Here is a 22,883-nt window from a genome sequence, read left to right as displayed (position 1 = left end):
CTTTAGGATCATAACTGCTCAAATTAAAGTGAGTGTAGCGGAGTTCGCCTTCAAAATCCTTTTTTAAATATTCCTCTAAATCGCTGTAGAATTTTTTGGTTTTGGGGTCTGTGCCTTCTTTTTTAACGCATTTTTTATAGAAATCTTTGATGCGTTTATCTTCGTTTAAAAAAAGCAAATCCTTACAATCAAAGAGGAAAAATTCATGCGCGTTGCAAATAATGGTATGTTTTAGGGAATTGTTTTTTTCTGTCTCTTTTAAAAAATACAAAACCATTTGACAAAAGGCTTTACTGAGCGGGTTTTCTCTGTTTTTGGGGAATTCTGTCTTTTTATTTAGGGCTTTGACTTCAATAAGCACCCGAACTTCCCCATCCACACGGATCGCGCTATCCACTTTTTTACGGGTGTTGCAGTCATAGCCATAGGTATTTTTTAAAAACTTATTGATTTCATTTTTTTGAAATTCTTCATCATCTTGTCTTGGCGCGTTTTCTAATAAGCTGTTTATTTCTTTTTCAAAATTTTCTATAGTTTCTTTTGTGGGTGTTGGGGGATTGTGTTTTTTAATAAAATCTTTGAGCAAGATGCGAGTGAAACAAATCATGAAAACGCCTTTGAAATGGGATGAAAACGATTATAACAAAAGTGGTATGAATTTTAAATAAAACGCTTTTCTTTAAAATTGTTCCATGTGAAACATTAAAATAACTCTAATCTTTGCTATTCAAAACTTCATTGATCAACGCGCTTAATTGATCATCATTCAGCTTGGTTTTGTATTCAATATTCACGCCTTGCTTTTTTAAAGCTTCAAAAAATTTCTTAGCGGTTGAAATTTTCTGCTCTTCTTCAGGGCGTAATTCGCTTTTTTTATCAACCCCCTTAGTTTCTACCACTAACAACACTTTTTTATCGTTATTTTCAACCACATACCCAAAATCAGGGCTATAAGTTTGATTTAACCCTATCGGGATTTTAATCCTAGGGAGCTTACCAAAAACAATGATTTTAGTGTCGTTAGATTCTTCAATCGTGTCTTTTTCAATCTCGCTATCCACTTGCATGAAATTTTCATACAGGCATTTTTCTTGAGCGCTTGAATTTTTAATCTCATATTTATCCACCCCCAAACTCCCGTCTAAAAATTCTCTAATTTCTCCTTTTTCATCATAAAACGCATCGTTTTTTCTGTTTTTAATCGTCGTTTCGCGCATTTGATAGGAAATTTTATCTTTAATATTTTGATAAATGATTTCCAAAAACAGATCTTCTAAGCGCTTTAAGCCCTCTTGTTCGTTTTTTTTAATTTCATTAAACTTGTTTTCATCAATGTTTTCTAACACTTTAGCCACGCTTTTAAAACTCAATTTCACCTTATTAGACAAGGCGCTGATAAATTCATGCAAGCTCCACACGCATGCGCTTTCTCGCTCAAAAATCTCTGTTTTGGCGTTATTTCCCATCGTTTCTACTTTTTTATGCATCGTAACCGAAACGCTTTTTGAACTGACCTTAAAAGAAGCATTGATCTTTTTGACAATTTCATCAATCAAGCTCTCGCTATCAATGGCATAAGCGATACAGGCTTGATGATTCAAGCTATCCCATAAGGTTTCAAATTTTTTAAAATTTTCTTTATTGATTTTGATTTTTTCAGTTTTTCGCTCGTTTTTGTCCCTCACTCTGGAATTACCAATCAAGCGATCTTTTAAAAAATCTTTTAATTTTTCAAAATCCAAGTATGTTTCATCTTTTAATTTTTCAAGTTCTGGCTCTTTTTTTAAAAATTCGTTTTGATTGAGAGTGAGTTTAAAATTTTCATCATCTGTTTTTTCTCCAAAGCCCAAACCCTCTAACTTTTCAAATAAAGGCCCATAATACCCTTTTTTAACCATGCCGCTTTTTTCTAGCTCTTCCCCACTGAATGCTTGTTTGATCAAGCTGTGTTCACTTATCTCTTGCTGGATCGCTCCCACAAAATCCCCCTCAACTTGCGGCACGATCACCACCAATTCATTGACAAAATCAAAATCAGCATGCTCTTTAGTGATGCGTTCGCCCTTGTCATTCACAGCGAGCCTTAACCCCCTACCGATTTGTTGCAATTTAGTGATATTGGAATGGCTGGGGGCTAATTTGCAAATCGTCATCACATTAGGGTTATCCCACCCCTCTTGCAACGCCCATTGCGAAAAAATAAACCTGAGATCGGAGTCAAAACTCAGCAATTTTTCTTTTTCTTTTAAAATGAGTTCGATCGCTTTAGCTTCATCGCCCTCTTTCTTGCTTTTAGCGAAATACCCTCCATGCACTCTTTTAATATCCTCTTTAGCGCGCTCTAAATACGCTCTATAATTCTCATCTAAAGGCGTTTTTAAAACTTTTTCAAGCTCTTGTTGGTAGAGTTTTTCAAATAAAAGGGCTAATTTGGCCGGCTGTTCATTCTCGCTTAAATAGCTATTCACCCCGCTAATAAACACCATGCACAAGGCTTTAATCCCCTTTTTAAAAAGCCCTTCTTCTCTTTCAAAATGGCTTTTTATCGCTTCTTTCAGCATCACTTCTTGCTCGCCCTCTACAAAATAAGAAAAAGGCTCTTTTTGATCCAGTAACAAATTAAAGCCATTGAGAAAACGAATCTCAGTTTTAGTGATTTTTTCTACAATGTAATCTTCTAAAGCGCTGATTTGAGTTACCACCCCTAAATTATCATGCGTTTTGACTTTGACGCTTTGAGTTTTATTTTCTAAATTCGTGTAATTGATCGTCGCTTCATTTTGTTTTTTGTTAGCCTCTTTAAGCTCTAAAAAATACTCATCGCTCTCCCCCACAGACGCCACGCTAATGCTTTTCACTAGGGCGCAATCAAACGCTTTTTTGCTGTCTAGCGCATAAATCAAATTATTATAATCATCTTTAAAAGTCGCCCCAAACCTGAGCGTGAGTAAAGCGTTTAATTGTTCCAAATATTTTTTTGTTTTATCGCCTAAAAATCGGTGCGGTTCGTCCATGATGACGATAGGGCGCATACTCGCTAAAGCTTGCATGTAACTTTTTGCGCCATTGAATAGATTCGTGTTTTCTAGGCATGATTGATTGATAATGTTATCTTTTTTATTAAAGGCGGAAAAAGTCATCACCAACACGCAGCATTTGTGATTACTCGCTAAAATGAATCTTTCTACATCTTCATAGCTTTCTAAATGCGTGTTAGAATACTCGTTTTTAAAAAATTCTCTGGTGATTTCAACGCTCTTTAAAACCCCTAATTTAATGGCGTTGCTTGGCACTAAAACGATAAATTTTGACAAACGGTAGTTTTTGTGCAAAGCATAAACGCATTCCAAAAAGCAAAAGGTCTTCCCTGTGCCTGTTTCCATTAAAATATCGCAGTTTAACGACTTCTCAATCCCCACGCTCCCCTGGGTTATTTTTTGTTTCGATCGCAAATTCTCAATATTTTCTAATAAAAGATCTTTGATCGCCCCTATTTCAAAAACAGGGTTAGCAATCCTTTGAGCGTCATTTTCTGGCTCTCTCAAATCAATCCCCTTAAACACCCCTAAAATTTGGTCCCGGCATTGCTCCTGATAGTCCAATCGTTTGAATTTGATTTTCACCTCTACCCCCTAATCTTTAAATCGCCGCTCTCTAATTTCAAATCAAACAAATTACTGCCTAATTCCAAACACAGCCTATCGTTACTGATAGCGGGCATATACATGCTAATTTTTTCCACCCCTTTATCTTTCAAGTTTTCTAAAACCTCACTCATTTCTATATCCCCCACAATGAAAGCCGTATTTTGAGCCAGATACAAGGCGTTTTCAATCAAGCAAGTTATAGGCGTAGTGAGCTCCAAACCCTCGCAGCCTAAAAGCTTGATTAAAATCGTTTGAGTTTCCATTCTATCAAGGTTAGAATAAGCGAATAAATCCTTTTGATGGGCTTGACTGAGATTTTTATCATTAGCATGCGTTTCATCATCAATGATTTCAAACGCTCTAAACCCCACATCTAAATGGGGGCAAGCTTCTTTGATTTTAGCCCCCGCTCTTTTAATCCTTTCTTCGGTGATGTCAAAAATGCTTGGGGAGGGTGATTTTAGGGTGTTTAAACAAAAATCATAAGCGCTTTTGTTTTTCTCAATTTTTTCATCTAATTGGACGAGAATGAAGCGCCTTTCTTTAAATGCGGCGCTCAAGCCATTAAATAACCCCCCCCCCCCCTCACTTAATTTTTGATAATCGCTCTTATTACTCTCTAACACGGCATGCGCGGTCGTCCCGCTCCCGGCAAAAAAATCTAAGATGATGTCGCCTTTTTCGGTAGCATGTTCTACAATCTTAGCCATAAAATCCACACCCTTTGGATAACTAAAATACTCCGCTAATTCAAGTTTTAGTAACTCTTTAGTCGCCACTTGGTTCATATAAAGATTGTCTGTAAAAACTAAGCTATCAAAAGTCTTTTGCGTGGTTTTTAAATCCTTTAAATAGCGTTTGTAAATAAAGCCTCTTTCATTTTCCTTATGCTTTTTTTTAAAACAAATCCGCCCCTCATCAATGTGTTTTTGTATTGTATTTTGTGAAAAACGCCAAGACATACCCACAGGCGGATAATCCACTTTGCCTGTATAAGGATTAATAATTTTAAACATGCTATTTGGTGTCATTCTTTTTGCACTAGGGTTATCATTAATCCATGCTCCATTAGGGTCGTTATCGGGGTTTTTGTAATTTTCTAAATTCTTTTCTCCCCCCAAGAGATTGACAAATTCTTTATTTTTCGCATAACAAAGCAAAAACTCATGCTGGTAATTGACACCCGTTTTAGCGTCATTAGTCGTGCTTTTAGTTTTTCTAATGAAATCAGCCACAAAATTCCCCTCCCCAAAAATCTCATCGCATAAAAGTTTGAGTTGAGCGCACTCGTTATCGTCAATGCTGATGAAAATCACGCCGTCTTGTTTGAGCAAATCTCTAGCGAGCAGCAATCTGGGATACATGAAACTAAGCCACCCGCTATGGCATTTTGACCCAAAAAGATTCTTGATGTAATCCAGCTTTTCTTTAGAATAATCCAATTGTTTTAAAACCTCTTCATTGGATTGCGAGAAATCATCGCCATAGATAAAACTCTCGTTTTTCGTGTTGTAAGGCGGATCAATGTAAATCATTTTGATTTTTTCACTATAGCTTTGTTTTAAGATTTTGAGAGCGTCTAAATTATCGCCCTTGATGAGAACGTGCTTGCTAGTGGATTCATTTAAGGGTTTTAAAATCTTATGATTTTTCTTAAAAGCTTGATTCAAGGCGATTTTCTTACCCACAAAATCCAACCCATAGCCCTCTTCTTTTATCTCGCTAAAATCCCCTAGTAACGCTTTTAATTTTCTTGTATCCAGCGTGAGTTGGTTGTCATTTTCCATACTCAAGCAACCGGGAAAATAACGATTGAATACCTCTAAATTTTTTTCATTAACGCTTTTTTCTTGATTAATTTCTTTATTTTGCATTGCTATCCTTTTTTAAATGATTTAAATTACCCAATTCCAACTTAATTTTCAATTTTCAAATGTTCCTTGTGAAACGCTAGCGTTTTTTAAAAAATCTTGTTTCACTTCAGCGATAAGGATTTCATCTCTGGCTAAGTCAATGTATTCAAAACTATTCCCGCTCTGCTCCCCCCCTTGGAGTAAATCCCCGCTTTTTCTGTATTCTAAATCCAATTCAGCGATTTTAAAGCCGTCTAATTCATCAGCAAATTTTTCTAATCGTTCGTTTTCTTCTTGAATCGTGCATAAAAAACAATAGCCTTTCAAGCCGTTACGAGACACGCGCCCCCTTAACTGGTGTAAAGTCGCTAAGCCTAACCTTTCGGGCGCTAAAATCACCATAACGCTCAATCGTGGTAAAGAAATGCCCACCTCAATGAGCGTAGTCGCTAAAAGAATGCTCCCAAACTCTCTAAATTCTTCAATCACTTCTTCTTTATTTTTATCTTGCCCTGAAGTGGTATAAACGTTTTTAAAGCGTTTTTGCCAAAAACTCGCCCCCTCACTGAGCGATAAATACGGGATTTTTTCGCTCTCATTCACCAGCGGATAAACGACAATGACTTGGTGGTTTTTAGCGATTTCTTCGCTAATTTTTTCCATCACTATTTTAAATTCCCTTTTATGCAAGACCAGAGTTTCAATTTCTTTAGGATAAGGGATTTCTCTAATCATGGTCGTTTTCACAAACGCGCTTTTGGCTAAAGCCAGAGTGCGAGGAATGGGGGTAGCGGAAAATTGCAAGGAATGGGGTTTATTGCCCTTACTGCTTGCCATTTTTTCTAATTGGTAGCGCTGCTTGGTGCCAAATCGGTGCTGTTCATCAGTGATCACTAGAGCGAATTTATCTAAATCGCGCTTATCAAACAACAACGCTTGCGTGCCGATAACAACATGCGTGATTTTTTCAAACAAATGATTGGATCGCTTTTTATGGCTCCCGCCGAGCAGTAATTCCACTTCAAAATAAGGGGGTAAAAATTTTAAGGCTTCGTGATAAAGCTGTTTAGCGAGAATGGAAGTGGGCGCCATTAAAAGGGTTTTATTAGGGTAGGCTAATACCATGCTCGCTAAAATCACCATCGTTTTCCCGCACCCCACATCGCCTATAATCAAACGCTTGCACGCTATGGGGCTGGTGAGATCGCTTTGGATTTCTTTAATGGCGTTTTGTTGATCGCGCGTGAGTTTAAAGGGTAAAGAAGCGATAAACGCTTTCAAGCGTTCGCTGTTATTGGGGCATGCGATTTTAGCGTTGAATTGCAATTTTTTGCGCTCTAAATTTTTCATATAAAAAAGCATTTCAATGTATTTTAATGCATTTAAATGTTGCGAAGGGAAATTTTTATTCGTTTCAAAATCCTTGACAAAATGCGGCGTGGGGAAAAAGATTTCTAATAATAAATGCGCGATATTTTCTTTAACGCCTTCCTTTTTTAAATTTTCTAAAGAAAGGAGTTTTTGTAAATTTTCTTGTATTTTTTTATGGTTTTTAACTTTTTTAAAAATTAAAGAAATCTTGCCAAATTCGGTAAGGATTTTAGGCGTGTTAATGATATAAGCTTGATTAAAAGAGCTTTGCTCTAATTTACCATAAATGAACAAACTCTCGCCGGTTTTAAACTGGTTATAATGGAACGCGCTGTAATTGAAAAAAACAAGCTCTAAATTTTTGTAAAATCGTTTGGAATAGGCGAAAATCTTTAAAACTTTGGCGTAGTTTCTTTTTTCTAAAATACCCACTTCTAAAACGCCGCTCAAGCCCGTTTCAAAACGCTCTAATAAATTCAAATCTTTATAGCCTTTGGGCGTATAAACAAGCAAGGCTTCTAAAAGCGATTTCACGTTCAATGTTTTTAATAAATTATCTGTTTCTTGCAATTTGTTCTTACCCTAGCCAATCCTTAATCGTTTTTATGATAAGATAATCAAATTATACATTGACTTAAGGAAATTTAATTGATGAAATCTAAAATCACTCATTTTATTGCTATCTCTTTTGTTTTAAGCCTGTTGAGCGCATGCAAAGACGAGCCTAAAAAATCGTCCCAATCGCACCAAAACAACACTAAAACCACTCAAAACAATCCAATCAATCAAGCGAATAAGGATATAAAAAAGATTGAGCATGAAGAAGAAGATGAAAAAGCCACTAAAGAGGTGAATGATCTGATCAATAACGAAAATAAAATTGATGAAATCAATAATGAAGAAAACGCTGATCCTTCGCAAAAAAGAACGAACAATGTTTTGCAACGAGCCACTAACCACCAAGACAATCTTAACTCCCCGCTCAACAGGAAGTATTAAAGTGTGAAATTTTTTTCAAAGGATTTATTTAAAAAAGTAACCCCTTTATTTTTAAGCGTTTGTTTTTTAAGCCCTACCCTTACGCAAGCCAAAAGCCGTTTTTATGTGGCTTCTCAATACCAGGTAGGGAAAATGATCATGAAAAAATACAACGATCTCAAACGCACGATTGAAGGGGCGAGCTTTTCTTTAGGCTGGGAGATTAACCCCACTAACTACTGGTTTTATTCGCGCTATTATTTTTTTATGGATTATGGGAATGTCATTCTCAATAAAAGAACGGGTGCTCAAGCGAACATGTTCACTTACGGCTTTGGAGGGGATTTGATCGTAGAATACAATAAGAACCCCTTGTATGTATTTTCTCTTTTTTATGGCATGCAAGTTGCTGAAAACACATGGACGATTTCCAAACACAGCGCGAATTTCATCATTGACGATTGGCGCAGCATTCAAGGGTTTTCGCTCAAAACTTCCAATTTTAGGATGCTAGGTTTAGTGGGGTTTAAATTCCAAACCGTGCTATTCCACCATGACGCTAGTATTGAAGTGGGAGTCAAATGGCCTTTTGCTTTTGAATACGACTCACCCTTTGTAAGGCTTTTTTCCGTCTTTATTTCGCACACTTTCTACCTTTAAACTAATTCCAACCCCACCGGACAATGATCACTCCCTAAAATATCTTTATAGATTAAAGCGTCTTTTAAGCGCGTTTTTAAAGGATTAGAGCATAGAAAATAATCAATGCGCCAACCAATGTTTTTGTCCCTTGCTTGTTGCATGTAACTCCACCAAGTATAAGCCTTTTCTTTGTTGGGGTAAAAATAACGGAAAGTGTCAATAAAACCAGCGTTCAAAAGCTCGCTGAATTTCCCTCTCTCTTCATCGCTAAAGCCCGCGTTTTTTCGGTTGGTTTTGGGGTTTTCTAAATCAATTTCATTGTGGGCCACATTCAAATCCCCACACACAATGACCGGTTTTTTTAACTCTAAAGCTTTTAAAAATTTCTTGAATTCCACTTCCCAACTCATGCGATAACTAAGCCTAGATAGGGCTTGTTGGGAATTAGGGGTATAAACATTCACTAAATAAAACGACTCAAATTCGCAAGTTATTACGCGCCCTTCTTTGTCATGCTCTTCCATATTGATCCCATAGCTCACGCTTAAAGGCTCTTTTTTAGTGAAAGTTACCACCCCAGAATAGCCTTTTTTAATCGCGCAATTCCAAAGATCAAAATACCCTTTAAATTCAAAGGTGTTTTGTTCTTGTTGCATTTTAGATTCTTGAATGCAAAAAACATCTGCATCAACGCTATTAAAAAAATCCATAAAGCCCTTAGTCATGCAAGCTCTTAACCCGTTCACATTCCATGAAATCAATTTCATTTTAATCCTTGTTTGATTTTGAGTGAATTATATCTTTTTAGTCATTTTTTTAAAAATTAAGCTTTGTTTTACCTTTTTTATGTAATAATTATCTTTTGCTTGGCTTGATAGCTCAGTCGGTAGAGCAGAAGACTGAAAATCTTCGTGTCGGTGGTTCGATTCCGCCTCAAGCCACCATCTTAAACTTCGTTGAATAAATAATTCCCCTTTTTGACACAAACCACACGAGAGTTTTCAATACTCAAAGGCGTGCTTTTGGCTCGTGGTTGCTCTTCTATTTCTAAAACCATGCACACCCCTTCTTTAAAGCGCACATGGTTTTTAACCCATTCTTTGTATTCACTGCTTTCTTTGACTATATCGTTCAAATAATGCCCCTCATACACTTCCACAAATTCCATGAATTTTTCATTCAAATTCAATTCATTATGCATTATTTCGCTTTTTCGTGTGGAAGAATAAGCCAATTCGCTGGTTTCATAGAAAGTCGGCTCTATTTGGTCGTCTTGTTTGGGGCGTTCATAAATGGCTTTCACTAATTGCGTGGTGATTTTATACTCACTCTCCCACGCTTGTTTTAAAGGCTCTTCTATCAGATAGCATTGCCTAGTCGTGCCGTCTTTTCTCGCTCTAGCCTTTTTACACTTTTCTGTAGAGCTTCTGGCTTGGAGAATGGCGAAATTATTTTTAGCTTCAAAAGTTTGAGGGTCTTCTAAAGGCTCTGTTTTATGAACAGAGATTTTAGTATAGGGGGTAATGATTTTACCGCTTTTATTTTCAGCGGTGCTGTAATCGCAAGGGGTAATGTCTGTTGTAATCTCTTTGTCTTTATCAATGCGTTTTAAAATGCTTGGGCGATAGGCTTGTAAATTTTCATCGTCATAAACCCATTTTCCGCATGCGAATTCTTTAATATTAGGATCTCTAATCGCTTGTTTTTCCACATTGTCCCTATTTTCGTTGTTTTCATTGTTTTCACTCGCATCAGCGTTAGAGGTGTTATTAGGGAGCGTTTTTTCAGTGGGTGGCACTACAAAAAGGTTGTTTTCTTGATCTTGTGAAGAATGCTTTAAAGGGGGATTAGCGTCGTTTGTTGGCGTTTTAACTTCATTAGCAGGGCTTACTTTGCTAGGAGTTACTAAAGGCTGTAAAAGGCTGTTTTTAGAGTTTTTAGAGCCTAGTTTGGACTCTGGGTAAGAAAAGTTTTGAGGGGATTGTTGCGATGAGCTGGGTTTATTTTGTGGTTTTTGCATGGGCGCGTTTAAAGAAGGTATTGGGTTTGAGTGCGGTTCTTTCAATTCTTTTGAAGAAAAAACGATTTGGGTGTTTCTAGGGATAGTAGGGCGGTTAGGGCTTAAGGTCGTTTCTAAAGAAAGTTTTTCATCAAGGGGTTGATAAACGATTGCGGTGGATATGTGAGTGATAGTGAGCGTGAGTTTTTTGTGTGGGGAGATATTATAAACGCCTAAAACTTGTCTTGGTTCTTTAGAATCAAGGACTTTAGCCTTAAAAGTGCCTTTATGCGGTGAAGTTTTGATTTCTTCTAAAAGCTCAATGACAAGGGCTTGAAGAGGGTTAGAGAAGGTCAGAAAGAAAGACAGACAAAGGGATTTTTTCATGCTTATTCCTTTTTATTTTAGATTTTTGGATTATATCTTAAAAAAAGGTTTAGTAAAAGTCATCAATAAGTTATAGATAGGTAACACTTTAATTAATAATAATTAGTAACAGTAGTAGGGGCGTGAATGGATGGAATGAAAAATTAAAAAGCTTTAGGGGTGCGCGTTTTTAGGGGGGTTATAGGATTTGAAAAAGAGTGAATGAAACGCTTTTTCATAAGCCTTTTTTCATTCACTCAATTTGAAAGCGGTTTTTTTGTCGTTCAATTCGTTCAAGCGGTTTTTGATTTCTTCTCTAAGGCTTAAAATAAAAGGGCTTTTTTCTTCTTCAAGCATTTTTTTAACGCTAGAATACATTTTGGAAATGCTTGAATGATCCTTTAAATCCAAAAACTGGGCGAGCGAAAGCGTGGGGTTGGGGGTATAAAGCCTGGCGAAATACACGACTAATTTTCTCGCCAAAGCGACATTTTTTTGGCGCGAAGAGACTTTGATTTCACTGGATTTGAGATTTAAGCTTTGCGCGACAGCGAGTAAGATATTTTCTAAGCTTGAGCCTTCGGCATGATCTTTTTGCAAATCTTCTAAAACGGTTTTAGCGAGATTCAAATCAATGGGAGCGTTCATTAAGTTCGCGTTCACGTTGATTTTAATGATCGCGCCTTCCATTTGGCGGATATTGTCGCTGATGTGTTGGGCGATGTATTCCATCACTTCTTCAGGCAAAATGATTTGATTGAGTTGGCATTTTTGTTTGACGATGGAGAGCTTGGTTTCTAAATCAGGGGGCATGACTTTAGCGGTTATCCCCCATTCAAAGCGCGATTTTAAGCGATCTTCTAAGCCGGCGATGTTTTTAGGCGATCGGTCTGAAATCAATACGATTTGTTTGCTGTTGGCGTGCAATTCGTTGAAAGTGTGGAAAAATTCTTCTTCTAGTTTGGGTTTTCCTTGCAAAAATTGGGCGTCATCTAACAAGAAAAAGTCGCAATGGCGGTATTTTGCTTTAAAAGAATCCATGGTTTTGTTGTCTAAATGCTTTAAAAAGTCTGTCAAAAAATCTTCTGAAGTGACTAACACGACTTTTTTATGCTTTTCTAGGGCATGGTTGCCGATAGCGTTTAAAATGTGCGTTTTGCCTAACCCTGTGCCGCCATAAAAAAGCACCGGGTTATAAGGGGGGGTATCGCTTTGGGCGACTTTTTTAGCGATTTCATAAACGGTGTTATTGCATGATCCTACGACAAAATTTTCAAAAGTGTAAGAGTCTTTGACGCTCGTTTTTATGGCTTTGTAATTGATATTAGATTGGGCACTAATTTGGATTTTAGGCGCTACTTCAATACGCACATCCACGCTATGGGCTAAGTGCATGCCGACTTTATTCTGGCTTAAAATTTCTTTAAGCAACGCGCCGTATTTAGCCGTAATCGTGGTGCATAAGACTTTGTTGGGGGCATAAAAAAAGGCAATATCGCTCTTGCTCGCGTTAGGGTTGTATTTGAGCTGGCTAAAGTAATTTTCATACTCTATGAGACTAACTTTAGGATTTTGTTTGACTAGCGCCAAGATTTCTTTTTCAATATTGTTGTTGGTATCCATGGCGTTATTATAGCGTGAATAAGTGGTGAATGAAAAAGGAATGGCATGTGAATGAAATGTGAATGAAGCCCTAAAATTAAGGTGTTTCTTTTAAGGGTTTGTCTATAATGCTTGTTTTATAATAAGCTAATGGATGCAAAAAAAGGATTTTCATGCTGCTTTGCGCAGGAAGGAATGAGACTTTAAAAAAAGCGGTGCCTATTGGTGTGGGCTTGATAGAGAGCGCGATCAATTTAACGAGAATGTGTTTAAAAAACCCTAATATTAAGAGCCTTATTTTTATAGGGAGCGCGGGGAGTTATAGCCCAGAAACGGAGCTTTTGAGCGTGTTTGAAAGCACTCAAGGCTATCAAATTGAAGAGAGTTTTAGCCATTTAAACAGCTACACGCCTTTAGATAATTCCATTCACATAGAAACTAAAGAGCAGGCTCTTTTTGAAAGGGTGGGTGTGAATAGCAGTAACTACATCCACACGAGCGAAATGTTTGCTAAAAAAATGGTTCAAAAGGGCGTTTTATTAGAAAACATGGAGTTTTTTAGCGTTTTAAGCGTGGCTAAAATTTTTTCTTTGAAAGCTAAAGGGATTTTTTGCGTGAGCAATCATGTGGGACTTAATGCGCATAAGGAATTTAAAGAAAACCACGCCAAAGTCAAACAGATTTTAGAAAACATCATTGATAATTTAATAGTTTAGCTATCATGGAGCATTCTAAATTAAAGGCGATCACATGTTTGAAAAAATACGCAAGATTTTAGCGGATATTGAAGATTCGCAAAATGAAATTGAAATGCTTTTAAAATTAGCGAATTTGAGTTTGGGGGATTTTATTGAGATTAAAAGAGGGAGCATGGACATGCCAAAGGGCGTGAATGAAGCGTTTTTTACGCAACTAAGCGAAGAAGTGGAGCGATTGAAGGAGCTTATTAACGCTTTAAATAAAATCAAAAAAGGGTTATTGGTGTTTTAAATGTGTGGGATTGTAGGTTATATAGGGGATAGCGAGAAAAAATCCGTTCTTTTAGAGGGATTAAAGGAATTAGAATACAGAGGTTATGACAGCGCTGGCTTAGCCGTATTGAGCAATGATCGTTTGGAAGTGTTTAAAACTCAAGGGAAATTAGAAAACCTTAGATCAGAGCTTAAAAATAAAGAGTTTTTAAATTTTGGCGTGAGTATCGCTCATACGAGATGGGCGACGCATGGCAAGCCAAGCAGCGCGAACGCCCACCCGCATTTTACAGAAAATTTAGCCTTAGTGCATAATGGCATCATTGAAAATTATGCGAGTTTGAAAAAGGAATTGGAAAATAAAGGGCATGCGTTTTTAAGCCAAACGGACACGGAAGTGATTGCGCATTTATTAGAAGAAACGCTTAAAAGCGAGGGCGATTTATTGAAAGCCTTTGAAAAAAGCATCAGCCTTTTGAAAGGGAGCTATGCGATTTTAATGCTCCATAAAAGGGCTAAAGAGAGCTTGTTTTACGCTAAATCTTCTTCGCCCTTAATCGTGGGTAAGGGCAAAGAGGGGGTGTTTTTTGCGTCCAGTTTGAGCGTGTTGGCCCCTAAAGTGGATCAATTTGTCATTTTAGAAGAAAACAGCGTGGGGCGGATTTCTTTAGAAAATTTTAAAGATTTAAAACACATTGAAAACATGAAAGATTACGCTTTTGAAAACAAGGATTATTCTAAAGGCAATTTTAGGAATTATTTAGAAAAAGAGATTTATGAGCAACACAGCAGTTTGTTAGAGTGCTTAGAGGGGCGCTTGGAAGCCTTGAGTGTGTATTGCGAGATCGATCCTGAATTTTTAGAAAACGTGAGCGAGATCACGCTGTGTTCTTGCGGGAGCAGTTACCATGCGAGTTTGGCGAGCGTGTATTTGTTTGAAAGATTAGCCAAAATAAGAGCGAGAGCCATTTTAGCGAGCGAATACCGCTACGCCCATTTTAAAAGCAACCCTAACGAGCTTTTTATAGCGATTTCTCAAAGCGGCGAAACCGCTGACACTTTGGAGGCTTTAAAATTAGCCAAAGCCCAAGGGCTTAAAACCATTAGTTTGTGTAACGCTCCTTTTAGCATGATGAGCCGCATTAGTGATCACACGCTTTTGATTAGAGCGGGGGTAGAAAGGAGCGTGGCATCCACTAAGGCGTTTTCTTCGCAAGTGATGCTTTTATGGCTTTTGAGCGTGTATATGGGCAAACAATTAGGGACCATCTCTAAAGAAGAAGAAAGAATCCAGGCTAAAAACATGCTCAATAGCGTGAAGGCGATGAAAGTAGAGCCTAAATTGCATGAAAAGATCAAGCGTTTATCCAAACGCTACTTGCATGGGCATGGCTTTTTTTATATCGGGCGCGATGTGTTTTACCCACTCGCTTTAGAAGGGGCGCTAAAACTTAAAGAAATCAGCTACTTGCACGCTGAGGGGTATGCGAGCGCGGAAATGAAGCATGGGCCTATTGCGTTGGTGGATTCTAATCTTTTTACCATTGCTTTATTGTCTAAGCATCTGTTATTTGATAAAACCAAAAGCAATATTGAAGAATTGAGCGCTAGGGATTCTACGATTTGCGTGTTAAGCTCTGAAATTTTAGAGATCGCTGATGATTTTATCCAATTAGAAGAGAGCGAAAGCTACATGGAAGAATTTTTCCGCATGAATTTAGCGATGCAGCTTTTAGCTTTAGAAATCGCTATGCGTTTGAACCACGATGTGGATCACCCAAGAAACTTGGCTAAAAGCGTTACCGTGGAATAAAAAGCGATATTAGGAGTCAAATAATGGAAGTGATTTGTAAGCATTACACCCCTTTAGACATTGCGAGCCAAGCGATCCGCACTTGTTGGCAGAGTTTTGAATACAGCGATGATGGAGGTTGTAAGGATAGGGATTTGATCCACAGGGTGGGGAATATTTTTAGGCATTCTTCCACTTTAGAGCATCTTTATTACAATTTTGAAATCAAGGGTTTGAGCAGGGGGGCGTTGCAAGAATTGAGCCGGCATCGAATAGCGAGCTTGAGCGTGAAATCAAGCCGTTACACTTTAAGGGAATTGAAAGAAGTGGAGAGCTTTTTACCCCTTAATGAAACGAATTTAGAAAGAGCCAAAGAGTTTTTAGTTTTTGTGGATAATGAAAAAGTGAATGCAATGAGCGTTTTAGCTTTAGAAAATCTCAGGGTTTTATTGAGCGAGCATAACATTAAAAACGATTTAGCCAAATACGCCATGCCTGAAAGCTATAAAACGCATTTAGCCTATAGCATTAACGCTAGGAGCTTGCAAAATTTATTGACTTTAAGAAGCAGTAATAAAGCCTTAAAAGAAATGCAAGATTTAGCCAAAGCCTTATTTGACGCTTTACCTGGCGAGCATCAATATTTGTTTGAAGATTGTTTGAAACATTAGGCATAAAAATATCCGCTTGATTAGTTCTTTAATGTTTTAAAAACGCCTTGTTTTTGCGTTTGATGAGATGGAGTTTTAAGGGGGTTTGTTGTAGGATTTTTCACGCCCCATAGTTGCGTTATGGGGCAAATCCTATGTCAAAAGGAGCATGCCATGAAACACAAAAATGGCAAACGCTCTTGGAAAACATTATACTTTGAGTTTGCTTTTTTGGGGCTTAAAGTGATCGTTTCTGTGAAACGCTGATTTTCTAAGAGCGTTCCCTTAAGTTTAAAAGCTTAGGGGTTTCCTTTATAAGCGGGTTTGTCCTTGACTTTTTGGGGCGTTAATTATTTCTTTATATTTTCATTCACATTTTTTAATCTTGTTTTAGCGTTTGTAAAATTAAAAGTTTTAAGGGGGTTTGTTGTAGGATTCCATCACGCCCCATAGTTGCGATATGGGGCAAATCACGGTTAAAAGGGTTTATCATGCGAAGAAAACATGATAAAAACTCTTGGTTAGTATTATACATTAAAATCTCTTTTAAGGGGTTTAAAGTGGTCTTTTCTATAGAAAAGTAATGCATTAGCCAAAGTTCCCCTGAGTTTAAAAGCTTAGGGGTTTCCTTTTCAAGCGGGTTTGTCCTTGACTTTTGGGGCGTTAATTATTTCTTTATCTTTTCATTCAATTTTTTAATCTTGTTTTTAGCGTTTGATGAGATGGAGTTTTAAGGGGGTTTGTTGTAGGATTTCATCACGCCCCATAAGTTCGCTTTATGGGGCAAATCTGTTCTTAAAAGGGTTTATCATGAAAAGAAAACATGATAAAAACTCTTGGCTAGTATTATACATTAAAATCTCTTTTAAGGGGTTTAAAGTAGTCTTTTCTATAGAAAAGTAATGTATTAGCCAAAGTTCCCTTAAGCCTAAAAGCTTAGGAGTTTCCTTATGAAGCGGGTTTGTCCTTGACTTTTGGGGCGTTGGTCATTTTGTTATAAAACTTATTTTTTTAAAACCCCCTAACCCCCTAAAACCGTCTCAAGAAATTATCGCTTGATTAAAATCAAGCTCTTTTATTATTTGATTGTAAAAAATGCTTTTTAGCATTTTTTAGGTTTTATTTTTGTTATAAAACTTATTTGTTTAAAACCCTGATTTTAGTGCTCATTAAATCGTGGTTTAAAGCTTTTTTGATGTTTTCAAATTGGCGTTTTTTGTTTTTAAGGCTTGTGATTTCATGATCCAAAGCGCTTAAAATGTTAGCGATAGCGATTTGTTCGTTTAGAGGGGGTAGGGGGATTAGTAAATTTTTAATTTTGTTTGGGCTAACTCCTAAAAAAATGCTACCACTTGCCAATTTTAATAATTTATTTTTTAGTGTTAACATTAAATAGTATAAAAATTCATTATTGATTTTTTCTAATGGTATTAGCGATTGAAAACCTTGATTTGTTGTAGCTACCCCTTTAAGAATGGCACAATCTCCAATGCTGGCGCGACTTGTCAATAAGATTGTTCCTATAGGTAAAAGTTTAGCGCTTGACTTTTTTAACCCTAATGGCGTGATTGTTCGCTGACTTTTATAAACATATTTTGTTATGCCTATTTCTGTAGGCGTAAACCAAATTAATACTGCCATTCCAAAATGATGTTATTTGAGTGCTAGGTGTGCCTCCGCCAATAATTTTGGCAACATCCCCAAGCCTCACTCTTTGCCAATTTGAGGGCGTTGTCAATGCGTCCATGCATTCTACCACCCCATTAACCCCAAATCTTTCAAATGCTCTAAAACTTTTGATTCGCTCTCTTTGACTTCTTTGTCCAGTTCTAACAAGCTGTTAGAGTAAGTTTGAATGATTTCATTAAGGGCGCTAGTCAAAGCGTTGATGCGTTTTTGGATCTTGTTTTCTAGGGCGTTTTTTAGGCTGTTAAGCCATTTGTCTTTGATGATGAGATCCTTAATTTCGCCTAGTTTTAAGTTTTTATACTGGTGGAACGCTTTTAATTCCAGCTCCTCATAAGCTTTATTTTTCATTTTTAGCGCCTTGTTTTTAGCTTCTAGCCATTCTAAAGCGGTTTTTAGGATTTGTTTATCTTCTAAATCGGTGGCGTTTTTTAGCTCTTTTTTCAAAACGCTTTCATTGATTTTCAATCTATCAAAAAGCCCCTCTTCGTTAGAATGCTCTTCTATAAATTCATCTAAAAGAGCTTCTTTTTCATTGAGGGCGTTTTCTAATTCTTCTAATTCTTTTGTTTCTTTTTCAAAAAAGCGTTGTTTGATCAGGTTTTTAGGGATTAGATCGCTTTTATAGTAGGTTTTTTGAATGATAAAATCCGGCTCCTCTAAATAATTGGCTTTTTTGTTCTTGTCTTTTAGGGGGGTTAATTTTCTCAATTCTTTAGCGCTTCTAAAATCATTGAATGAAAGAAGAAACCAATCGTCTTGTAAGACTTCGTTGTAGTAATCTTTGAAGAGCTGATACACGCCGTATTTGTCTAAAATTCCCACTTTTTCAAATTCTTTTAAAACCTTTGAACAAACGCTTTCTATGAGAGTTTTTGGGTTAAAACCTGGCTCTAAATCATTAAAAGTTGTGGGTAGTTCCAATCGGTCAAAAGCGCTCAAAACAGAAGCGTGGAAGGTTTGGAATTCTGAGCTTTGAATGATTAATTCTTTAATGTTTTCGCATTCTGTTTTTAAAGCGTAATAGCCCTCTTTATCGCTCTTTTTAAACAGCGTGTTTTTAAGCTCTTTAAACACTTGAAAATAAGGGGCGTAGGCTTTTATTTCGTTTTTGGGCAAATAACTGGCCTTGTGGCTGTTGATTAAAGCGAACAAGTCTTTTTCCAATTCTTGTTGGGAGGCAATGTAGCGCGGGATATTCAAGTTATAGTCGTTAGCGCTGATTTCTTCTAGACTCACCATTTTAGAATAATAAGGGATTTCTTTTGAAGCGTTAAAAGTGTCTATCATTTTTTGGACATCTTGCTCTCTCAAGCGGTTTTTATTGCCGTCTTTTTTAAAATCCTTGCTCGCATCAATCACAAAAACGCCCTTTCTGGCATGCGCGTTTTCTTTGTCTAAAACGATCACGCATGCAGGAATGGAAGTGCCATAAAAAAGGTTAGGGGCTAGGCCTATCACGCTTTTAATATAGCCTTTCATTAAAAGATTTTTTCTAATTGCGCCCTCAGCGTTCCCCCTAAATAGCACCCCATGAGGCAAAATCACTGCCCCTTTGCCTGTGTTTTTTAGGGATTTGATGATGTGGAGCAAAAAAGCGAAATCGCCATTTTTTTCAGGGGGCGTGCCGTCTTCAAAACGATTGAAACGATCGTTAATGACTTGCTTGCTTTTAGGGTCTATGCTTAGCCCGTCAGTCCAATTTTTCAGGCTAAAGGGAGGGTTAGCCACAACATAATCAAAGGTTTTTAGCATGCCATTTTCAGTAGTAAAAAGGGGGTTAGAAAGGGTGCTAGAACCCCCTTTAGCAATATCAGCAGTAGCGCTATTGTGCAAGATCATATTCATTTTACAAAGGGCTGTCGTGGAAATGTCTTTTTCTTGACCATAGATAGTTAAACCGTTTTTACCGGCTAAACTAGAAGCTTTTAACAATAACGAACCGCTCCCGCAAGCGGGATCATAGATGCTTTTATCCTGTCTGGTGTTTTCATCAATGCCAAGCAAAAGGGACAATAAAAGCGAAACTTCGCTAGGGGTGTAAAACTGCCCTTTGGATTTACCGGACTCGCTGGCAAAATGGCGCATTAAATATTCGTAAGCATCGCCCAGTAAATCATCGTCTAAAGCCCCATGCGCACCCAAACTCAAATCCGCAAAGATTTTAACCAGATTAGAAAGGGTGTCAATCATCGCCTTACCCTCGCCTAGCTTAGTGTTATCGTTAAAATCCACGCTGTCAATCACGCCTTCTAATTCGTTTCGCTTTGCGATCTTGGCGATGATTTTATTGAGCTTGTCGCCTATTTCCTTATCGCCCTCTAAAGCGAGAATGTCTTCATAAAAACACCCTTGTGGCACTTCTATTTCGCTAAAGTTATTGTTTCTGGCTTTATCGCTGATGTATTTTAAAAAAAGTAGGTTCAAAACGTAGTTTTTATACTCGCTCGCATCCATTCCGCCCCTTAAGCTATCCGCTCCAGCCCATAAAGAGCTATACAATTCGCTTTTTTTGATCGCCATTTTAACCGCCCTATTTTGTTTTTAGGATTATAATATAAAGCGGTAAAAAGCGTTCTTAAGGGGTTTATAATGAAAACAGAAAAAGAAGTTCAAAAACAAGTCATAGAAACTTTTAAAACCATGGGCTATGCGTATTTAGGGGATTTAACAAAGAGCGATAATAAAAACATCAATAAAGAAAGCCTAAAAGCATGGTTAATTAAAAATCAAAAAATCAATGATGAAAGGTGGCATAAAATTGAGCAGAAAATCCATAACACTTTAAAAAACGATTTATACGAAGCGAATCAAACATTTTACGAGCTTTTAATTTATGGCGTGGGAACTAAAATAAGCCAGAATGAAAACTTCCAAACGACTTATCTCATTGATTGGAAAGACGTTTCTAAGAATGAATTTAGCGTGGCTGAAGAAGTGAGCGTTAAAGGGCCAAACGCAAAACGGCCGGACATAGTGCTTTATGTTAATGGGATCGCCTTAGGGGTGCTAGAATTGAAAAAATCCAGCGTGAGCGTAGAAAGCGGTATCAGGCAAAATTTAGACAACCAGAAGAAAGAGTTTATTAGAGATTTTTTTAAAACGATCCAATTGGTTATGGCGGGCAATGAAAGTCAAGGGTTAAAATATGGCGTCATAGAAACTAAAGAAAAATACTACCTTTCTTGGAAAGAAGAAGGCGTTCAAAAAAATTTGTTTGAGACGATTGAATGCTTTTTAAAAAAAGAAAGGTTTTTAGAATTTATCCATGATTTTTTGATTTTTGATAAGGGGCAAAAGAAATGCGCCAGGTTCCACCAATATTTTGCAATTAAAAAAACGCAAGAATTTATCAACAGAAAAGAAGGGGGGGATTATCTGGCACACGCAAGGCAGCGGTAAGAGCCTTACTATGGTGTGGCTTACTCAATGGCTAAGAGGAAATATCAAACAGGCAAGGATTTTAATCGTTACGGACAGGAGGGAATTAGACGCTCAAATTCAAGGCGTGTTTGAAGGGATAGGCGAGGATCTTTATCGCGCAGACAGCAAGAAGGATTTGTTGAGCGTGCTGGTTGAAAATAAGAAATTTTTGGTTGGAGCGCTTGTGCATAAGTTTGATGACAACGACTTAGAAGATTTAAAAAAACAACCTGTTTTAAAGGAATGGATTGTTTTAGTGGATGAATGCCACAGAACCCAAAGCGCTAAATTGCATAAAGCCATGAAAAGCCTGCTCCCTAATGCGATTTTTATCGCCTTTAGCGGCACGCCTTTGTTGAAACAAGATAAAAAGACAAGCCAGGAAGTGTTTGGGGATTATATCCATTGCTATAAATTTAATGAAGCCGTTAGCGATAAAGTGGTGCTAGATTTAAACTATGAAGCCAGAAGCGTGGATCAATATGTCAGTAGCCCTGAAAAGCTAGACGAATATTTTGAATTGAAAACCCAAGGCTTGAATGAGACGGCTAAAACAGAGCTTAAAAAGAAATGGGTTAATTTGCAAAAGGTTTTTTCCACTAAAGACAGATTAGCTCGCATTGTGCAAGATATTGTATTGGATATGGCAAAACTCCCACGATTAAGGAATGGAAAAGGGAATGCCATGCTGGTGGCTGAAAGCGTGTATAACGCATGCCGGTATTTTGAACTCTTTTTAGAAACAGAATTAAAGGATAAGGTGGCTGTGATCACAAGCTATGAACCCAATATCGCTGATCTTAAAGATTGCGAGAGCGATTTTTTAGAAGAGCTGAACGGATCGATTCGGTCATCATTCAATTCCACTACGCTAAAAAGCATTTTCTTAGTGAGAGCATCAAGCAGTTTATTGAGCGTTGGATTAGTGATATTGCTAGTTTTTTCCTTAAAAAATTCATAAGCACTAATAAGATTTTTAGCGTAAAAAGAAGTTTTAAATTTTTCTAAGTCTTCTTCTTCAGTGATCGCCCTAAAAGCTTCATTCAAACCATAATACTTATAGGATAGAATGGGTTCAAGGTTGATTAAAGAATACTTTGGGTCTTTGTTTTGGGTGGTTTTGGCTAAAAGGCCCAGTAAAATCAAACTTGTAGCCAATCGTTGCTGGCCGTCTATGATTTCAAAATCAATATCTCCAAAATCATCATCAGACTTTCTCAAAGTTAAGCTGTGCATGTAATGGAATTTGTTTTCTAGCTTAGAGACATGCTCTAAATCGTTCCAAAAGTCCTCTAATTGTTTCATCTGCCATGCATACCCCCTTTGATAGCTAGGGATTTCAAACACGCCTTTTTCAATCACTCCGTCTAAATTTAACAATTCCATCAAAATCCTTTCATAAGTTTATGGGTAAAAACCCATAACCCCTTAACTCTTTCTCTTAATCAATTTCATTGAATTGTTAAGTCGTGGGGAATTTGTAAGACACCATGCGTTTTTATTGACTAATTCTTCGTATTCTTGGCTCCCTTTTTGAGCGCAAACACCATAAATCACTAACGATCCCCCATCATCAACTTCAAAGTGATCAATTTTTAGAGCAAAAACACTGCGTTGGATTTTAACCCCTTCAATATTTGATTTCTCATACACAATAGCAACAGCATAATCTGCTTGACGCACTTTCTCAAAATCTTTATGTTCAGCTACTTTGTCCATTCTTGGGCGAAAAAAAGTCAAAGTGCATTCCTCACAAGCTTGTTTAAAAGGCTTATTTTCTGCCCTATTTTCCGGATCATTGTAGTATCCACTTTTAAACAAGCACAACAACAAATTATATTTTTCATGCGCTTTTAAATCTTCTAACTGAGCCATCATTTCTCCTTTGAATTTAACTCTGTAA

At 37.2% G+C, this 22,883-nt stretch carries 15 protein-coding genes, 1 tRNA gene and 4 pseudogenes; 9 read left to right on the top strand and 11 right to left on the bottom strand.

Going from position 1 to position 22,883, the window contains the following annotated elements:
* The 4 genes from BZK24_RS09395 to recG all read right to left on the bottom strand — a co-directional run.
* The coding region (locus BZK24_RS09395) for a DUF7149 domain-containing protein (protein WP_424677881.1) at positions 1–607 on the bottom strand (607 nt) is incomplete at its 3' end.
* A gap of 106 nt (positions 608–713) precedes the next feature.
* A complete protein-coding gene (locus BZK24_RS05835; protein ID WP_077656852.1) occupies positions 714–3,623 on the bottom strand; it encodes a type III restriction-modification system endonuclease in 2,910 nt (969 codons plus the stop codon).
* A 2-nt stretch (positions 3,624–3,625) separates the two neighbouring features.
* Positions 3,626–5,521, bottom strand: a complete 1,896-nt coding sequence (locus BZK24_RS05830; protein WP_077656851.1) for a site-specific DNA-methyltransferase — start codon at positions 5,519–5,521, stop codon at positions 3,626–3,628.
* Between the two features lie 48 nt (positions 5,522–5,569).
* Positions 5,570–7,441: an ATP-dependent DNA helicase RecG gene (gene recG / locus BZK24_RS05825; RefSeq protein WP_077656850.1), complete on the bottom strand. Its 1,872-nt coding sequence runs from the start codon at positions 7,439–7,441 to the stop codon at positions 5,570–5,572.
* An 81-nt stretch (positions 7,442–7,522) separates the two neighbouring features.
* Between recG and BZK24_RS05820 the strand changes: the two genes are divergently transcribed.
* Positions 7,523–7,870, top strand: coding sequence for a hypothetical protein (locus BZK24_RS05820; RefSeq protein WP_000837047.1), 348 nt, complete (start codon positions 7,523–7,525; stop codon positions 7,868–7,870).
* A 3-nt stretch (positions 7,871–7,873) separates the two neighbouring features.
* A complete protein-coding gene (locus BZK24_RS05815) occupies positions 7,874–8,509 on the top strand; it encodes an outer membrane protein (RefSeq protein ID WP_000668039.1) in 636 nt (211 codons plus the stop codon).
* Here BZK24_RS05815 and BZK24_RS05810 read toward each other — a convergent pair.
* Positions 8,506–9,258 carry an exodeoxyribonuclease III gene (locus tag BZK24_RS05810; protein ID WP_077656849.1) on the bottom strand — a complete coding sequence of 251 codons (753 nt, stop codon included), beginning with the start codon at positions 9,256–9,258 and terminating at the stop codon, positions 8,506–8,508. The two genes, BZK24_RS05815 and BZK24_RS05810, sit on opposite strands and share 4 nt — an antisense overlap.
* Before the next feature lie 101 nt (positions 9,259–9,359).
* Between BZK24_RS05810 and BZK24_RS05805 the strand changes: the two genes are divergently transcribed.
* Positions 9,360–9,435: transfer RNA gene (locus BZK24_RS05805), tRNA-Phe, on the top strand.
* A gap of 2 nt (positions 9,436–9,437) precedes the next feature.
* On the opposite strand, the gene BZK24_RS05800 is transcribed toward BZK24_RS05805, so the two are convergent.
* Both BZK24_RS05800 and dnaA read right to left on the bottom strand, forming a co-directional pair.
* Positions 9,438–10,877: a competence protein gene (locus BZK24_RS05800; protein WP_077656848.1), complete on the bottom strand. Its 1,440-nt coding sequence runs from the start codon at positions 10,875–10,877 to the stop codon at positions 9,438–9,440.
* 228 nt (positions 10,878–11,105) lie between these two features.
* A complete protein-coding gene (dnaA, locus tag BZK24_RS05795; RefSeq protein WP_021173903.1) occupies positions 11,106–12,479 on the bottom strand; it encodes a chromosomal replication initiator protein DnaA in 1,374 nt (457 codons plus the stop codon).
* Positions 12,480–12,631: 152 nt separating this feature from the next.
* Between dnaA and BZK24_RS05790 the strand changes: the two genes are divergently transcribed.
* From BZK24_RS05790 to aapA3, 5 genes are all read left to right on the top strand, one after another.
* Positions 12,632–13,174, top strand: a complete 543-nt coding sequence (locus BZK24_RS05790; RefSeq protein WP_021173902.1) for a phosphorylase family protein — start codon at positions 12,632–12,634, stop codon at positions 13,172–13,174.
* 34 nt (positions 13,175–13,208) lie between these two features.
* Positions 13,209–13,448, top strand: a complete 240-nt coding sequence (locus BZK24_RS05785) for a DUF2443 domain-containing protein (protein ID WP_000461837.1) — start codon at positions 13,209–13,211, stop codon at positions 13,446–13,448.
* On the top strand, positions 13,449–15,242 hold the full coding sequence (gene glmS, locus BZK24_RS05780) for a glutamine--fructose-6-phosphate transaminase (isomerizing) (RefSeq protein ID WP_077656847.1): 1,794 nt from the start codon (positions 13,449–13,451) through the stop codon (positions 15,240–15,242).
* Positions 15,243–15,265: 23 nt separating this feature from the next.
* Complete coding sequence (thyX, locus tag BZK24_RS05775) at positions 15,266–15,892, top strand: FAD-dependent thymidylate synthase (protein WP_000451929.1); 627 nt, start codon at positions 15,266–15,268, stop codon at positions 15,890–15,892.
* A gap of 153 nt (positions 15,893–16,045) precedes the next feature.
* Entirely contained in the window at positions 16,046–16,138 is a 93-nt protein-coding gene (gene aapA3, locus BZK24_RS10035) for a type I toxin-antitoxin system toxin AapA3 (RefSeq protein ID WP_000681089.1), read from the top strand.
* 882 nt (positions 16,139–17,020) lie between these two features.
* Here aapA3 and BZK24_RS05760 read toward each other — a convergent pair.
* A pseudogene (locus tag BZK24_RS05760) lies at positions 17,021–17,618 on the bottom strand (restriction endonuclease subunit S); the annotation flags it as partial.
* 5 nt (positions 17,619–17,623) lie between these two features.
* Complete coding sequence (locus BZK24_RS05755; protein ID WP_077656845.1) at positions 17,624–20,080, bottom strand: type I restriction-modification system subunit M; 2,457 nt, start codon at positions 20,078–20,080, stop codon at positions 17,624–17,626.
* Between the two features lie 69 nt (positions 20,081–20,149).
* Between BZK24_RS05755 and BZK24_RS05750 the strand changes: the two are divergent.
* A pseudogene (locus tag BZK24_RS05750) lies at positions 20,150–21,812 on the top strand (HsdR family type I site-specific deoxyribonuclease); the annotation flags it as partial.
* Here BZK24_RS05750 and BZK24_RS05745 read toward each other — a convergent pair.
* Positions 21,809–22,366: pseudogene (locus tag BZK24_RS05745) on the bottom strand (DUF262 domain-containing protein); the annotation flags it as partial. The pseudogenes BZK24_RS05750 and BZK24_RS05745 sit on opposite strands and share 4 nt — an antisense overlap.
* Positions 22,366–22,855, bottom strand: a pseudogene (locus tag BZK24_RS05740) (hypothetical protein). The pseudogenes BZK24_RS05745 and BZK24_RS05740, both read right to left, overlap by 1 nt.
* Positions 22,856–22,883: the final 28 nt, after the last annotated feature.

Origin of the sequence: Helicobacter pylori (genome assembly GCF_001998165.1) — a bacterium.
GTDB lineage: Bacteria > Campylobacterota > Campylobacteria > Campylobacterales > Helicobacteraceae > Helicobacter > Helicobacter pylori_DL.
The sequence above is the reverse complement of the archived record's forward strand: the minus strand, read 5'-3'. Positions and strand labels throughout refer to the sequence as shown.

What these genes read in the sequence shown, in the direction of transcription:
- BZK24_RS05800 (WP_077656848.1), bottom strand. Translation starts at nt 10,877, where the DNA reads ATGAAAAAATCCCTTTGTCTGTCTTTCTTTCTGACCTTCTCTAACCCT.
- thyX (WP_000451929.1), top strand. Translation starts at nt 15,266, where the DNA reads ATGGAAGTGATTTGTAAGCATTACACCCCTTTAGACATTGCGAGCCAA.
- BZK24_RS05810 (WP_077656849.1), bottom strand. Translation starts at nt 9,258, where the DNA reads ATGAAATTGATTTCATGGAATGTGAACGGGTTAAGAGCTTGCATGACT.
- BZK24_RS05830 (WP_077656851.1), bottom strand. Translation starts at nt 5,521, where the DNA reads ATGCAAAATAAAGAAATTAATCAAGAAAAAAGCGTTAATGAAAAAAAT.
- dnaA (WP_021173903.1), bottom strand. Translation starts at nt 12,479, where the DNA reads ATGGATACCAACAACAATATTGAAAAAGAAATCTTGGCGCTAGTCAAA.
- aapA3 (WP_000681089.1), top strand. Translation starts at nt 16,046, where the DNA reads ATGAAACACAAAAATGGCAAACGCTCTTGGAAAACATTATACTTTGAG.
- BZK24_RS05790 (WP_021173902.1), top strand. Translation starts at nt 12,632, where the DNA reads ATGCTGCTTTGCGCAGGAAGGAATGAGACTTTAAAAAAAGCGGTGCCT.
- glmS (WP_077656847.1), top strand. Translation starts at nt 13,449, where the DNA reads ATGTGTGGGATTGTAGGTTATATAGGGGATAGCGAGAAAAAATCCGTT.
- BZK24_RS05820 (WP_000837047.1), top strand. Translation starts at nt 7,523, where the DNA reads ATGAAATCTAAAATCACTCATTTTATTGCTATCTCTTTTGTTTTAAGC.
- BZK24_RS05785 (WP_000461837.1), top strand. Translation starts at nt 13,209, where the DNA reads ATGTTTGAAAAAATACGCAAGATTTTAGCGGATATTGAAGATTCGCAA.
- BZK24_RS05755 (WP_077656845.1), bottom strand. Translation starts at nt 20,080, where the DNA reads ATGGCGATCAAAAAAAGCGAATTGTATAGCTCTTTATGGGCTGGAGCG.